Here is a 14,565-nt window from a genome sequence, read left to right as displayed (position 1 = left end):
CTACGATACCCCGCGCGCCCGGGCCGCACCAGCCCGCAAGGCGCACGGCCCGGTCAGTCCGCGGCGGCGCATCCTTCTGCGAAAGCCGCCGCGGCCAGCAGCTCCAGGTCGCGGCCGGGCGCGCCTATCAGTTGAGCGCCCAGCGGCAACCCGGCCGGCCCACGGCCCACCGGCAGCGACAAGGCGGGCAGGTGCAGGAAGGTCCACAGCCCGCCGTAGCGCGGCGAACCGGTCTCCAGGCCGACCTCGGCCTCGCCGTCGGCCGCCGGATACAGCAGGACGTCGGCGTCGTCGAACAGGCTGGCGGCCTCGCGCTGCGCCGCCCGCATGGACGACCGCAGTTCGGCGTACCCGGCCATGGACAGGCCCGCCTCGGCCTCGACCCGCTGTTGCAGGCGCGGGCTGAGCCGGTCGTGATACCACCGGCGTTCGTGCGCCAGCGACTGCCGCAGTTCGAACGCCGACAGCCGGGCCTGGAGCGCCACGGCGGCCTCCAGGCCCGGCGGCAGGTACACGGTCCGCAGCCGGGCGCCGCCGCGTTCGAGCCGGCGGGCGAAGGCCAGCAGCGCCTCGACGGTCTCGGGCCGGGCGGCCGCCCACTGGCTGGATTCACACACGGCGACCCGGAGCGCCCCCGGCTCGCGCGCGGCCACCGGGCCGAACACGGCATGGCGCGCGTCGGCCACCGTCCGGGCGAACACGCCTATCGTGTCCAGGCTGGGGCTCGCATGCTTGAGGCCGGACGTGTTGATCAGGCCGTAGGACGGCTTGTAGCCGACGACGCCGCAATAGGCCGCGGGGCGGATGATCGAGGCGCTGGTCTGGGTGCCGAACGCCAGCGGCACCATGCCGTCGGCCACGGCGGCGGCCGAACCGCTGGACGAGCCGCCCGGGGTGCGCGACGGGTCCAGCGGGTGGCGCGTAGCGCACGGCGTCAGCGTGGCGAACTCGCAGGTCTCGGTCTTGCCGAGCAGGATGCCCCCCGCCTCGCGGGCCGCCGCGATGCAGGCGGCATCGGCCGCCGGACGATGGCCGGCATGAATGGGCGAACCGTAGGCGGTTGGTAGATCGGCGGAATCCAGGATATCTTTGGCGGCGAACGGCAGGCCGCGCAAGGGCCCCGCGACGGCGCCCCGATCGGCCTGCCGGGCCTGGGCGATCGCCCGCTCCCGGTCGATGTGCGCGAAGGCGCGCACCGCGGCTTCCCGCTCGTCGATGCGGTCCAGGCAGGCCCGCACCAGGGCCTCGCTGCTGAGGCTGCCTTCCTCGATCGCCCGCAGGGCGGACAGCGCGCTGAGAAAATTGGGAGCTGGGGTCTTCATGCCGGGGAAACCATGTCAATAGAACGAACGGCCTTCGGAGCCGTTCCATACAACGGGAAAAAAGTGCCACTGCTTTCCATGCGCCTGCTCCACACGTTCTCGGTCGTCGCGGAAGAGCTGCATTTCGGCCGGGCCGCCGAGCGGCTCCACATGACCCAACCGCCGCTCAGCCAGCAGATCCGCCAGCTGGAACAGATGATCGGGGCCGAGCTGTTCCACCGCACGACGCGCTCGGTCAGCCTGACGCCCGCGGGGCGCATCCTGCACGACCGCGCAAGAAAGATCCTGCAGGACGCCGAGGCCGCGGCGGACGCGGCCCGGCGCGCCGCCAGCGGATCGGCCGGCAGCGTGACCGTCGGCTTCACCGCCAGCTCCATCTACCGCACGCTGCCCCGCCTGGTCTCGGCCTTCCGCCGCCAGTACCCCGAGGTCGAGCTGCGGCTGGAGGAAATGCGCCCCGAGCCCATGCTCGATGCGCTGCATGCCGACAAGCTGGACGTCGCGCTGCTGCGGCCTCCGGAAAAAGCGCTCGCGGATCCGCGCCTGGCGCACAGCATCATCGCGCAGGAGCGGCTGGTGCTCGCGCTGCCCGCCGACCACGCCCTGGCGCATCTGGAACACGTCCCGGTCGCCAACCTGGACGGACTGCACCTGATCGGATTTTCTCCCGACCAGGCGCCGTACTCGTACGAGCTGTGCCAACGGATCTTCCACGCGGCGCAAGTCGTACCGCACGTGGTCCAGGCCAGCATCCTGCCCACCATGCTGGCGCTGGTCGAGGCGGGCATGGGCGCGGCGCTGGTGCCGGCCTCGGCCCAGGCGACCTGGACCGGCGCCCTGCACTACCGGCCGCTGGCGGGCACCGAGGAAAACATCACCACGCTGTACGCGGTCCGCAGGCAGGACATGCGCAACCCGGCGGCCGAGAAATTCATCGGCCTGGCCGGGATGCCGGGCGGCGCGCCGCGCGAGCCGTAGCACGCGTCCGGCCTACTGGGCCGTGATCCTGGCGGCACGGATCACCTTCTCCCACTTGGTGTTCTCGGTGGCGATGAACTTGCCGAACGCCTCCGGCGCATCACCCACCACGCGGGCGCCCATGTCCTCGAGCTTGCGCCGGATGTCGGGTTGTCCCAGCACCTGGCGCACGGCGCCGTTCAGCTTCTCGACCACCGGCTGCGGCGTGCCCGCGGGGGCGACCAGCCCATACCAGTTGGTGAACTCATAGCCCGGCACGCCGGCCTCGGCCACGGTGGGCACGTCGGGCAGCAGCGGCGAGCGTTCGCTGCCCAGTATCGCCAGCGCGCGCAGCCGTCCGTCGCGTATGTAGGGCAGCGCCTGGAGCAGGCTGTCGAACGATGCCGACACCTGTCCGCCGATCAGGTCCGACAAGCTCTGGCCGCTGCCCTTGTAGGGCACGTGCGTCAGCTTGGTGCCCGCCAGGCTGTCGAACAGCTCGCCGGCCAGGTGTGGCCCGCCGCCTATGCCCGACGACGAGTAGGTCAGATGGCCGGGGCGCGCCTTGGCCAGGTCGATGAACTCGCGCAGAGTCTTGGCCGGCACCGACGGATGCACCAGCAGCGCGAACTGCACCTCCACCACCTTGCTGACCGGCTTCAGATCGCGCTGGACGTCGACGCGCATCGAATACAGATAGGGATTGACCGCCAGGTTGCCCATCGTCGCCATCAGCGTGGTGTAGCCGTCGGGCGCGGCCTTCGCCACGTTCTCGGTGCCGATGACGCCGCCCGCACCCGCCCGGTTCTCGACCACGACGGATTGGCCGAGAAGCTCGGCCATGCGCGGCGCCACCAGCCGGGCGACGATGTCGGTCCCGCCCGCCGGCGCGAACGCGACGACCATGCGGACCGGCTTGTCGGGATAGGTCTGCGCGCTGGCCGAACCGGCCACGGCGGCCGCTGCAAGGGCCCACGCGGCGTGGCGGAAGGGGGAGGAAGAAAGGATCTTGCGCATGGCGTGCTGTCCTGGACGGAATGATGGGACCGGGAAACAGCCGTTCCCGGAGCGACGCCGGCACTCTAGCCCCGGGCGGGCGTCACCGTCCAATTCGAAAACACGCGTGGATTGAGTCGCCCGGGCACTCAATCGGCGCGGCGCGCCACGGGCAGCCCCGAAGTCTTGTCGTAGACGATCTGCCGCAGCCAGCGATACGCCGGCTCGGCATGCAGCCGCTCGTGCCAGTACTGGTGGATCTGGAAATTGGCCAGTTCCAGCGGCGGCGTGAAGATCCGCACGTCCAGCAGCCGCGAGAACAGCGTGCCCAGGTCCTCGGGCACGGTCGCGATCAGGTCGGCCTGCGCCACCAGGAAGGGCAGGGCCGAGAAGCGCGGTACGTGCAGGATGACGTCGCGCGTCAGGCCGCGCTCGGCCAGGGCCTGCTCCATGGCGTAGTACTGCGAGCCGCTGTTCACGTACATGGCATGGCGGCAGCGCAGAAACTGCTCCAGCGACAGGGAGTCGCGGATCTCGGGATGGTGGCCCGCGACCATGCAGACGTAGCGCGTGGTGCGCAGGTTCTGCTGGCGCGCCCAGTTGGGCATGCCCAGGAAATAGCCGATGGCCAGGTCGATGTTGCCGCTGTCCAGGGCGTCGACCACCTCGTCCGGGCGCAGGTCCACGATGGTCAGGCGCGCGTGCGGCGCGTGTTCGCGCAGGTGGGCAAGCACCTGCGGCATCGCGACGATCATGCCGACGTCGTTGATGTAGACGCGGAAATTGATGGTGGTGCTGGCGGGCGTGAATTCCGACGACAGGTCCACGCCCTTGAGCACTTCCAGCACCTGCGCGATCTTGGGCGCGATGCCGTCCGAGAACGGGGTGGGCCGCATGCCGCGCGAGGTGCGCACGAACAGCGGATTGTCGAAATGGGCGCGCAGCCGCTTGAGCGCGGCGCTGACCGCCGGCTGGGTCAGGTTGAGTTCGTCGGCCGCCGCCGACAGCCTTTGGTGCCGGTAGATGGCGTCGAAGCACAGCAGCAGATTCAGGTCGAAGCGCAGCAGGTCCATGCCGGAGTGATATCAACGCCGTTGATATTGAAGATAAACCATTTTGCTAGGAATTGATATCGCTCGGCCATAGACTGGCTTCGCCATCACGAAAAACAGGCGCCACGAAGGCGCCACGGGAGACAGACGCTTGGACGCTCATACGACGCCCGGCGCGCATCAGGCCGGCCGCCTCCAGATCCTGGGGATATGCGGCAGCCTGCGGCGCCGTTCCTACAACCGCATGGCGCTGCTTGCCGCGCACGACCTGATGCCGGTCGAGTTGTCGCTGGAACTGGCCGACCTCGACGGCATTCCCATCTACAACGGCGACATGGAGGCCGAGGGCATTCCCGAGCCGGTGCGGCAACTGGCGGACCGCATCCGCGCCGCGGACGGACTGCTGATCGCCAGCCCCGAATACAACTTCTCGGTCAGCGGCGCGCTCAAGAACGCGATCGACTGGCTTTCGCGGCTGGACCCCCAGCCCTTCCGGTACAAGCCGGTGGCCGTGCTGTCCGCCACCCAGGGACCGGTGGGAGGCGCACGCAACCAGTACGACCTGCGCAAGATCCTCGGCTGCCTGGAAGCCCAGGTGCTGCTGCGGCCCGAGGTATTCATCGGTTCCTGCCACACGAAATTCGACGCCAAGGGCCGGCTGGCCGACGAAGCCACGCGCAAGGTGCTGGGCGACCAGATGGCGGCCTTCGCCCATTGGGTCCGGCGCCTGCGCGCCCTGGACCCGGCCCGCGCCTAGAACAACAGGAGGAGACACCATGAAGATCGCATCCCCCCGGTCCAGCCGCATGGCCGGATTCGCCGTGCGCGCCGCCCTGGCCGCCGCCGTGCTGGCCATGGCCCCCGCCATGGCCCAACCCATCAAGATAGGCATCATCACCGACAAGGTGGGCCCGGCCAAGCCCTATGCCGAACCGGTCACCGCGGGCGCCGTCTTCGCCGCCAAGGAGCTCAATGCCAGGGGCGGCATCCTGGGCCGCCAGGTCGAGCTGCTGATCGAGGACGACCAGGCCCGCCCCGACATCTCGGCCACGGCCGCGCGCAAGCTGGTGGAAGCCGGCGCCACGTTCATCCTGTCGCTGTCGCTCACGCCGTCGACCCAGCAGGTGCAGACCGTCACGCTGGAAACCAAGACGCCGCAGCTCACGCCCTCCAACAGCGGCGACACCCTGACCACGCAGATCGACAACCCCTATTTCTGGCAGACCGGCCCGCTGGGCTCGACCCAGATCGCCACGCTGCTGGCCTACGCGGCCAACCGCAACTTCAAGCGCGTGGCGCTGGTCGGTGAAAACTCCGACCTGGGCCAGCTGACCAACCGCTCGTTCAAGGCGGGGCTGGAGAAATCCGGCGTGCAGATCGTGGCCGAGGAAGTGGTCCCGCGCGGCTCGACCACCGCCGACCCGCGGATGCAGAAGGTGCGCGCGGCCAAGCCCGACGCCATCTTCCTGACCGGCGTCACCACGCCCGAGAACGTGCTCATCCTGCGTTCGTACCGCCAGCTGGGCCTGAAGATGCCGGTGCTGGGCAACTTCAACCTGTCGGTGCCCCAGACCGCGGTGGTGGCCAAGGGACTGCTGGACGGCGTGGTGTTCGTCGATGCCTTCGACCCGGCCAAGCCGGAAGCGCGCCGCTTCATCGAGGCCTACAAGAAAGAGAACGGCGTCGAGCCCTACAACCTGAACGGCTACGGCTACGACGGGCTGATGCTGGTGGCCGACGCCATCAAGCGGGCCGGCGGCACCGACAAGGAGAAGGTGCGCGCGGCCATGCAGGCCACGCAGGGCTACGCGGGCGTGCTGGGCGCGGTGGGATCGGCCTACGGCTTCCCTGCGGGTAAGCGCACGGGCTTCGACCGCAACGGCATGGTGGTGCGGGTGTACGAGGGCGACAAGCAGGGCAAGGTCGTCTTCTCGGGCGCGCAGTGACGCGGGTGCAGGGGCCTCATGACCGATCTACTCGAACTTCTCGTCAGCGCCGCCGCCAGCGGCTGTATCTACGGGCTGGTGGCGCTGGCCTATCTGCTGATCACGCGCCCGACCGGCATCATCAACTTCGGCGTGGGTGAATGGGCCATGGTGGCGGCCTTCGGCGCCTACGTGGCGCTGTCCCGCATCGAGCTGCCCTATGCCGTGTCCATCGCGCTGGTGGCCGTGCTGATGGTGGCCGTGGGCTGGCTGACCGAACGGCTGGCGGTGCGGCCGCTGGTGGTCAGGGGCGCGCCGCCGCTGGCGCCGGTGCTCGCGCTGCTGGGCATGCTGGTGGTGTTCCGCGAGCTGGTGTCGCTGGGCTTCGGCCCCGACCCGCAGCCGGTGCCCCCGGCCTTCGGCTTCGGCCGGCTGGAACTCGGGCTGCTGGCCGGGTCGTACCAGAGCTTCTTCATCATCGCGATTGCCGCGGCGGTCTTCGCGGGTGCCTGGTACTTCTTCGAACGCACCCTGACCGGCCGGTCGTTCGAGGCGGTCGCGCTGGACCGCCGCGCCGCCGCGCTGATGGGCATCAACCTGTCGCGCGTGACGGCGCTGTCCTTCGCGGCCGGGGCGGTGGTGGCCGGACTGGCCGGCGTGCTGGTGGCGCCCAATGTCTCGGCCCATTATCTGATGGGCATGCCGCTGGCCATACAGGGCTTCACCGCGCTGGTCATAGGCGGAGCGACGCGGGTCGAGGGCGCCCTGCTGGGGGGCCTGATCCTGGCCTTCGCCGAGCAGTTCACGGTGCGCTACGCGCCGGTTCCGCCCGGACTGGCCATGGGCGTGCCGCTGGTGCTGCTGATCGCCTTCCTGCTGGTCCGCCCCGCGGGCCTGCTGCGTCCCCGGGAGGCCCGCGCATGAAATCCCTGCTTTCCTACGTCGTGGCGGCCGTGGTGCTGTCGGCCATCGCCTTCGCGCTCGGGGCCTACCAGACCGACATCTACCGCAAGATGCTGCTGTGGATCGCGCTGGCCATCAGCTACAACTTCCTGTTCGGCGTCTCGGGCCAGATCGCCTTCTCGCATTTCAGCTTCTACGGCATCGGCGCCTACACCATCGTCATCCTGGTCACCCAGGCGGGCATGCCGCTGCCGCTGGCGGTGCTGGCCACGGTGGCGGTCTGCGTGGCGCTGGCGCTGGTGGTGGCCATACCGGCCACCCGCCTCGAGGGCTTCTACCTGGCGCTGGCCACGCTGGCCTTCGCCCAGCTCTTCATCGTCGTGCTGAACGAGGGTGGCACAATCACCGGCGGCACCGGCGGGCTCGCCAGCTACCGGCTGCCGGACATCTTCGGCGTGCACGTCACGGGCCCCTGGTACACGGTGGTGATCGTGGTGCTGATGCTGGCCACCATGGCCATCATCGGCCGGCTGGACCGTTCCTGGTTCGGCCGCGCCTGCCGCGCGGTGCGCGACAACCCCGAGGCCGCCGCGGCCATGGGCGTGGACGTGCGGCGCACCAAGGTCATCGCCTATGCCGTCACCAGCGCGCTGGCCGGCGTCGCCGGCATGGTCTACGCCTTCGTCGACAACACCGTCAACCCGCACATCTTCGGGCTCGAGAACGTCTTCCTGCTGCTGTTCATGGTGATCGTCGGCGGCAGCGGCCGCATGGCGGGCGCCATCCTGGGCGCGGTGCTGCTCTACCTGATGCCGCTCGTGCTCTCGCCCATCATCGGCCACCACCACGCCCTGGTGTTCGGCGTGTTCATGGTGCTGGCGGTGCTGTTCCAGCCGCGCGGCCTGATCGGGCTGTGGGACCGGCTGCAAGCCCGTCGCCACCGGCCTCCCGCGGCCCTGCCGCGCGTGCCGGCCGTCGAGCCCAAGCCGGTGAAACGGGAGGGCCTGGCATGAATGCGCCACTGTTGCAGGCACGCGGCCTGTGCAAGCGTTTCGGCGGGCTGCACGCCGTGTCGGACCTGGACCTGGACGTGCACGCGGGTGAAGTGGTGGGCGTGATCGGCCCCAACGGCGCCGGCAAGACCACCACCTTCAACATGATCGCCGGCGCGTTCGAACCCACCAGCGGCCAGCTGGCCTTCGACGGCCGCTCGCTGGCGGGCGTGCCCACGCACGGCTTCGCGCCGCGCGGGATCGTGCGCACCTTCCAGCACAACAAGTCCTTCGACAGCCTGTCGGTGCGCGAGAACGTCATGGTCGGCATGCACACGCGCATGCCGGCCTCGCTGTGGCGCGTGCTGGCGGGCACCCCCGACTCCTATCGCGCCGAACGCGAGGCACAACGGCGGGCGGACGAACTGGTGGACTTCGTCGGCCTGGGCGAGTTCGCGCAGGCCGAGGTCTCCACGCTGTCCTTCGGCCAGGGACGCCTGCTGGAGATCGCCCGCGGACTGGCCGCCGGGCCGCGCCTGATGCTGTTCGACGAACCGGCCGCCGGACTGGCGCAGGGCGAATGCGCGCGGCTGGAGGAGATCATCCTGGGCATCGCGCGGCAGGGCATCGCGGTCCTGCTGATCGAGCACGACATGCGCTTCCTGATGGCGCTGGCCGACCGGGTGGCGGTACTGAACTTCGGCCGCAAGATCGCCGACGGCACGCCCGACGCGGTGCGCGCCGACCCGGCGGTGATCGAGGCCTACCTCGGCAACGTGGAGAACCTGGCCCATGCTTGAACTGTGCAACGTCAGCGGCGGCTATGGCCACGCGCCCGTGGTGCGCAACGTCGACCTGCGGGTGGAGCGGGGCGAGACCGTCGCGCTGCTGGGGCCCAACGGCGCGGGCAAGACCACGCTCCTGGCGGCGCTGTCGGGCATTCTCGCGCAGCGCTCGGGCACGGTGAAGCTGGCCGGCGCCGACATAGGCGGGCTGCCCAGCCACCGCATCGTCGAATCGGGACTGGTCCAGGTTCCCGAGGGCCGGCACGTGTTCGCGCCGCTCTCGGTGGAAGACAACCTGCGCCTGGGCTCGGTCACGCTGGTCCGGCGCGACCGTTCGCGCGCCGAGGAACGCTTCGATTTCGTCTACCGCCTGTTCCCCCGCCTGGCCGAGCGGCGCCGGCAGCTTGCCGGCACCTTGTCGGGCGGCGAACAGCAGATGGTGGCGATCGGCCGGGCGCTGATGTCCGCGCCGCGCATGCTGCTGCTGGACGAGCCCTTCCTGGGCCTGGCGCCGCGGGTGGTGGACGAGATCCTGACGGTGCTCGACCGGCTGCGGGCCGAAGGCCTGACCATGCTGCTGGTCGAGCAGAAGCTGGACATCGCGCTGCCCTTCACCCGCCGCGCCTACGTGCTGATGAAGGGCGGCATCGCGCTGGCCGCCGACAGCGCCGAGCTGGCCCGCCGCGACGACCTCGCCCAACTCTATTTCGATCTGGCGCGGCGGGCGGCATGAGCCCGACGCGACCCCACGTTTCATCCGGAGCAACACCATGACATCTTTCGTACCCATCCGCGGCCTGCACCACTTCGCCTATCGATGCCGCGACGCCGAGGAAACCCGCCGTTTCTACGAGGACATCCTGGGCCTGCCGCTCACGCACCTGGTGCGCGCCGAGACCATCCCCAGCACCGGCGAACACTGCCCCTACGTCCACCTGTTCTTCGAGATGACCGATGGCAGCAACGTGGCCTTCTTCGACCTGGGCGACAACCAGGCCGCCGAGCCCTCGCCCAACACGCCGCGCTGGGCCAATCACCTGGCGCTGCGGGTGGATTCGGTACAGGCGGTGGAGCAGGCGCGCGCCCGATTGCAGGCCGCCGGCGTGGAAGTACTGGGCCCCGTAGACCACGAGGGCTTCGTTCAGTCCATCTACTTCTTCGACCCCAACGGCGTGCGGCTGGAGCTGACCACCACCGTGGCCAGCGACGAGGAAATGGCCGGCTACCGCGCCGCCGCGCGTTCGCAGTGCGACGCCTGGACCCGCGAAAAGGCCGCGCGCCTGGCCGCGGCACGCTGATCCCGGGAGACCGCTCAGTGGACAAGGACAGACCTCTGTACGACACCCAGGCCGAATGGGTGCACGTCGAATTCCCGGAACAGGCGGCCTTCAAGGCGGTGTACGGCTTCGCGGGCTCGCTCGGCACCATCCACCTCGAGGGCGTCCGCTACGTCCCCAAGGGCGTGCAATCGCGGACCCTGCTGGTCTTCATGCACCCGGCCACCACGCTGCAGCTGCTGCCCATGCCGCGCGCCCTGGCCGCCCGCGGCCTGCACGTGCTGTGCGCCGGCAGCCGGTATGCGCGCAACGACAGCGCCCTGATCATGGAGAACGTGGTGGTGGACCTGGGCGCCTACATCCGCCATGCCCGCGAAACATGGGGCTACGAGAAGATCGTGCTGATGGGCTGGTCGGGCGGCGGCTCGCTGTCGCTGTTCTACCAGTCGCAGGCCGAGCGGCCCACGGTCACCCACACGCCGGCGGGCGACCCCTGCGCCATCACCACCGCCGGGCTGATACCGGCCGACGCGATGATCTTCCAGGCGGCGCACGTCTCGCGCGCCGTCACCTTCGCCGACTGGATCGACCCCAGCGTCATCGACGAGAACGACCCGGACCGCCGCGACCCGGAGCTCGATCTCTACCACCCCGACCGCAAGCCGCCGTACTCGGCCGAGTTCCTGTCGCGCTTCCGCGCCGCGCAGCTGGCCCGCATCCGCCGCCGCACGGCCTGGGTCAAGGAAACGCTGGAAACACTGAAGAAACGCGGCGGCAAGGAACTGGAACGCGGCTTCGCCACCCACCGCACCATGGCCGAGCCACGCTTCCTGGACGGCGCCATCGATCCCAACGACCGGCCCATCGGCACCTGCTTCATGGGCGTGCCCGAGACCGCCAACAACGGCCCCATCGGGCTGGCGCGCTTTTCCACGCTGCGCTCGTGGCTGTCGCAATGGTCGCCGGACGACACCAACGCGCACGGCGAGAAATGCGCCACCGGCATCCACGTGCCGCTGCTGGCGATCGAGCATTCGGCCGACGACGCCGTGCCGCAGCCGCACACCCGCCGCATCTTCGACGCGGCGGCAAGCGCCGACAAGAGCATGACCGTGATCCGGGGGGCCAACCACTATTTCGTCGGCCAACCCGAACATCTGCAACAGGCGGGGGACCTATGCATGGACTGGCTTAGGCAGCGCGGACTGCTTGACTGACCGGCGCGCCGTCCGCCGGCGGGAGGTCCGGGCCACGTGCCCTTCCTGACCGTCCGGCGCGCCACCACACCTGACGACGGGTTTCGCATCCGGACGCCCCGCGCGCCTGGAGGACCCTGCTTTGCCCGTCGCCAGGCCATCACCAATAAGAGGGGAGACACCATGAAGACACGCATCGCGGCCTCCGCCGCGGCAGGCTGCGGCCTATTGGCGGCGGCCCTGGGCGGCACCGCCCAGGCACAGACCAGCGTCACGCTGTACGGGATCATTTCCGAGGGCCTGTCCTACACCACCAACGTGGGCGGCAAGAGCCTGACCGAGCTCAAGGCCAACGTCATGCAGGTCTCGCGCTGGGGGCTGCGCGGCACCGAGGACCTGGGCGGCGGCACGCGCGCGCTGTTCAACCTGGAGAGCGGATTCTCGCCCGACACCGGCACCTGGACCCAGGGCCGCCTGTTCGGCCGCACCGCCATCGTCGGCCTGGCCAACGACCGTTGGGGACAGGTCACCATCGGCCGGCAGATGGACGCCATGTCGCAGACTCTGGTGGGCTACGAATCGGCCATCCAGTTCGCTTCGATCGGCACCCACATCGGCGACAACGACAACCTCTTCCCGGTCGCCCGCATCAGCAACTCGGTGCAGTACATGAACAAGTTCGGCGGCCTGCAATTCATCGGCGTCTACGGCGCCGCCGAGAAACCCGGCGACTCCACCGACAACCGCAGCATCAGCGCCGGGCTGGGCTACACCCAGGGCCCCTGGTCGGTGGGCGTGGCCTACCACGACATGCGCCGGCCCAACAGCGCCACCAACCCCAACGGCGCGATCTACGGCGACTGGGGCATCACCTCGCCCTTCGTCACCAGCCCCGGCGGCGCGGGCGTGAACCGCCAGTCCATGTACGGCGCGGGCGGATCCTACTCCATCACGCCGGCGCTGAAGGTCTCGGCCCTGTACACGCACAGCAAGTTCGACTACTTCGACAACAGCGACCTGAAGCTGTCGAACTACGAGGGCACGATCACCTACTTCATCAACCCCAGCACCCTGGTGGGCGCCGGCTACATCTTCACCGACGGCAAGTACAGCAGCAACGGCAACAAGCCCAAGTGGCACCAACTGAACCTGGGCGTGGACTACTTCCTGTCCAAGCGCACCGACGTCTTCCTGGTGGGCATCTACCAGAAGGCCGCTGGCGACGCCCGCTACGCGCAGATCTTCAGCAACCTGCCGTCGGACTCGAAGACGCAGATGTCCGTCATCGCCGGCATACGGCACAAGTTCTGACGCGGCTTCCGCGCCGGCGCGGCACGCCGGCGCGGCTCCCGTCTCAGTTGGGCGGGATGTTGGCCATGCGCACCCAGTCGCGCCAGCGCACGATGTCCGCGGCGATGAAAGCGCCCATGTCGCGGGCGGGCAGGAAGCCCGCCTGCATGCCCTTGGCCTCCAGCGACTGCCTGACCTCGGGGTCCGCCATGGCCTTGCCCATCAGCGCGCTCACGGTTTCCACGATGGCGGGTGGCGTCCCGGCCGGGGCGGTCAGCCCCAGCCAGCCCTGCATTTCGTAGCCGGGAATGGCCTCGGCAATGGCGGGCACGTCGGGCAGTTGCGGCAGCCGGCGCGGGGTCGTGACCCCGATGGGTTTGAGCCGGTCGTTCTGCAGGGCGGGGGCGGCCGACAGCGCATCCAGGAACGCGAAATCGAATTGCTTGCCGATCAGGTCGGTGATGATCTGCGTCACGTTTTTGTAGGCGGCGCCTTCATACACCACGCCCGCAGCGGCCTTCAGCATTTCCGCCGGCACCTGCGACGACGAGCTGTAGTAGCCGAAGCTCATGCGTCCGGGGTGCGACTTCGCCTGGGCGATGAGATCCTGCACCGTCCGGAACGGGCTTTCCTTGGGCACCATCAACACCGAGCCGAAGGTGCCGAACCGGCCCACCGGCACGAAATCCTTGACCGGGTCGTAGCGCAGGTCCTTGTACAGGCTCAGGTTGGCGGCGTGGGTCGAATTGGTGGACAACAGGAAGGTGTAGCCGTCGGGCTTGGCCTCCTTGGCTGCCATGGTGCCTATCACGCCGCCGGCTCCCGGGCGGTCGTCGACCACGACGGTGGCCTTGGGATGGACCTTGGCGATATAGCCCGCGAACACCCGCGCGGAAAAGTCGGCCGCGCCGCCCGCCGCCGACGGCACGATGATGGTGACCGGCCGGCTCGGCCAGTCGGATGCCTGGGCGTGCACGATGCCGGTCCAGGCTGCCGCGCACGCCAGCAGACCCGCCGGCGCCAGGCGCCGGATGCTTCCGATGTTCATGCTTGTCTCCTCGTTCTTTGTCGTTTCCCGTCAGGGTTGGGTTGCGCGAAGATGCCGCGCCAGAAACGTGTCCAGCGCCTCGTTGTAGGCGCCGGCGCAGTCCACCATGGGGGTATGGCCGCCCGGCAGCAGGACCAGTTCGGCGCCCGGAATCAGCGCCGCCAGCCGCCGCGCGTCGGCCACGCCGCGGCGCCGGTCCAGTTCCCCGTGCGCGATCAGCACCGGGCAGCGGAGCGCGCCCAGGCCGTGGCTCAGGTCTATCCGGCGCAGCCCCTCGACGGCTTCGAGCAGCGCTTCGGCCGGCAGCTCGCCCAGGTAGCGCTCGAGCTCCCGCATCAGGGCGGCCGGCGGCTCGTGCGCGAAGCAGGCTTGCAGGAAAGCGCGCCGCGTCTGCGGAGTCCATTGGTGGCGTATCCGTTCGGGCAGCGAGTTGTCGCCGTGGTCCCGCGTGTGCGGACCCGTGTTGGAGATGACCAGCGCCTGTACGGCGGACGGACGGGCCAGGGCCGTCAGCAGCGCGATCACGCCGCCCAGCGAATGTCCCAGCAAGACGGTCGGCGCGGTACGCGGCGACAGCGCGTCGGCCAGCCGCCGCGCGACCGCCGGCGGCGTGAACGGTCCCGCCCCCCGCATCCAGTCCACTTCATGCAGCGCGCAGCCGGGGGCCGCGACCTGGCCGTAGATCCTTGGACTGCATCCGCCCCCGGCCAGGGCAAGGACGAGGGGGCCGGGGTGCTGGACGACGTGCGGCGCAATGAGCAGTTCGTCGGGTCGATCTGCATGATTCATCCGGCGATCATAGGCTCGTCCGCATCATCCAAA

Annotated in this window: 15 protein-coding genes; 10 read left to right on the top strand and 5 right to left on the bottom strand. The window is 69.6% G+C overall.

Features of this window, described 5'->3' with window-relative positions; all coding sequences use genetic code 11:
- Positions 1-53: 53 nt before the first annotated feature.
- Positions 54-1,322 carry an amidase gene (locus WKR98_RS05680; RefSeq protein ID WP_124687220.1) on the bottom strand — a complete coding sequence of 423 codons (1,269 nt, stop codon included), beginning with the start codon at positions 1,320-1,322 and terminating at the stop codon, positions 54-56.
- Positions 1,323-1,385: 63 nt separating this feature from the next.
- Between WKR98_RS05680 and WKR98_RS05675 the strand changes: the two genes are divergently transcribed.
- Positions 1,386-2,300 (top strand): LysR family transcriptional regulator, encoded by a 915-nt coding sequence (locus WKR98_RS05675; RefSeq protein WP_341432332.1) that lies wholly within the window; start codon positions 1,386-1,388, stop codon positions 2,298-2,300.
- Positions 2,301-2,312: 12 nt separating this feature from the next.
- On the opposite strand, the gene WKR98_RS05670 is transcribed toward WKR98_RS05675, so the two are convergent.
- Both WKR98_RS05670 and WKR98_RS05665 read right to left on the bottom strand, forming a co-directional pair.
- Positions 2,313-3,296: a Bug family tripartite tricarboxylate transporter substrate binding protein gene (locus WKR98_RS05670; protein WP_341432330.1), complete on the bottom strand. Its 984-nt coding sequence runs from the start codon at positions 3,294-3,296 to the stop codon at positions 2,313-2,315.
- A gap of 128 nt (positions 3,297-3,424) precedes the next feature.
- Positions 3,425-4,348, bottom strand: coding sequence for a LysR family transcriptional regulator (locus WKR98_RS05665; protein ID WP_124687217.1), 924 nt, complete (start codon positions 4,346-4,348; stop codon positions 3,425-3,427).
- Positions 4,349-4,478: 130 nt separating this feature from the next.
- Between WKR98_RS05665 and WKR98_RS05660 the strand changes: the two genes are divergently transcribed.
- The 9 genes from WKR98_RS05660 to WKR98_RS05620 all read left to right on the top strand — a co-directional run bounded on the left by WKR98_RS05660 (position 4,479) and on the right by WKR98_RS05620 (position 12,716).
- Positions 4,479-5,084 carry an NADPH-dependent FMN reductase gene (locus WKR98_RS05660; RefSeq protein WP_341432329.1) on the top strand — a complete coding sequence of 202 codons (606 nt, stop codon included), beginning with the start codon at positions 4,479-4,481 and terminating at the stop codon, positions 5,082-5,084.
- Positions 5,085-5,103: 19 nt separating this feature from the next.
- On the top strand, positions 5,104-6,273 hold the full coding sequence (locus tag WKR98_RS05655; protein WP_341432328.1) for an ABC transporter substrate-binding protein: 1,170 nt from the start codon (positions 5,104-5,106) through the stop codon (positions 6,271-6,273).
- An 18-nt stretch (positions 6,274-6,291) separates the two neighbouring features.
- A complete protein-coding gene (locus tag WKR98_RS05650; protein WP_124687214.1) occupies positions 6,292-7,176 on the top strand; it encodes a branched-chain amino acid ABC transporter permease in 885 nt (294 codons plus the stop codon).
- A complete protein-coding gene (locus WKR98_RS05645; protein ID WP_124687213.1) occupies positions 7,173-8,168 on the top strand; it encodes a branched-chain amino acid ABC transporter permease in 996 nt (331 codons plus the stop codon). The genes WKR98_RS05650 and WKR98_RS05645 overlap by 4 nt, the downstream gene beginning before the upstream one ends.
- A complete protein-coding gene (locus WKR98_RS05640; RefSeq protein WP_341432327.1) occupies positions 8,165-8,947 on the top strand; it encodes an ABC transporter ATP-binding protein in 783 nt (260 codons plus the stop codon). The genes WKR98_RS05645 and WKR98_RS05640 overlap by 4 nt, the downstream gene beginning before the upstream one ends.
- Entirely contained in the window at positions 8,940-9,665 is a 726-nt protein-coding gene (locus WKR98_RS05635; protein ID WP_341432326.1) for an ABC transporter ATP-binding protein, read from the top strand. The genes WKR98_RS05640 and WKR98_RS05635 overlap by 8 nt, the downstream gene beginning before the upstream one ends.
- Positions 9,666-9,702: 37 nt before the next feature.
- The gene (locus WKR98_RS05630) at positions 9,703-10,230 is read left to right on the top strand and encodes a VOC family protein (protein ID WP_124687210.1); all 528 of its coding nucleotides are present in this window, start codon (positions 9,703-9,705) and stop codon (positions 10,228-10,230) included.
- A gap of 17 nt (positions 10,231-10,247) precedes the next feature.
- Positions 10,248-11,426, top strand: a complete 1,179-nt coding sequence (locus tag WKR98_RS05625; RefSeq protein ID WP_341432325.1) for an alpha/beta hydrolase family protein — start codon at positions 10,248-10,250, stop codon at positions 11,424-11,426.
- Positions 11,427-11,588: 162 nt separating this feature from the next.
- Entirely contained in the window at positions 11,589-12,716 is a 1,128-nt protein-coding gene (locus WKR98_RS05620) for a porin (RefSeq protein ID WP_341432324.1), read from the top strand.
- Positions 12,717-12,759: 43 nt separating this feature from the next.
- Here WKR98_RS05620 and WKR98_RS05615 read toward each other — a convergent pair whose 3' ends face one another.
- Together WKR98_RS05615 and WKR98_RS05610 are read right to left on the bottom strand one after the other, a co-directional pair.
- Positions 12,760-13,743 carry a Bug family tripartite tricarboxylate transporter substrate binding protein gene (locus WKR98_RS05615; protein WP_341432323.1) on the bottom strand — a complete coding sequence of 328 codons (984 nt, stop codon included), beginning with the start codon at positions 13,741-13,743 and terminating at the stop codon, positions 12,760-12,762.
- Positions 13,744-13,773: 30 nt separating this feature from the next.
- Positions 13,774-14,532: an alpha/beta fold hydrolase gene (locus WKR98_RS05610; protein WP_124687207.1), complete on the bottom strand. Its 759-nt coding sequence runs from the start codon at positions 14,530-14,532 to the stop codon at positions 13,774-13,776.
- Positions 14,533-14,565 lie beyond the last annotated feature (33 nt).

This window comes from Pigmentiphaga sp. YJ18 (assembly GCF_038066655.1).
Classification (GTDB): Bacteria; Pseudomonadota; Gammaproteobacteria; order Burkholderiales; family Burkholderiaceae_B; genus Pigmentiphaga.
Note: the sequence above shows the minus strand (reverse complement) of the source record. Positions and strands in the feature narration are given on the sequence as shown.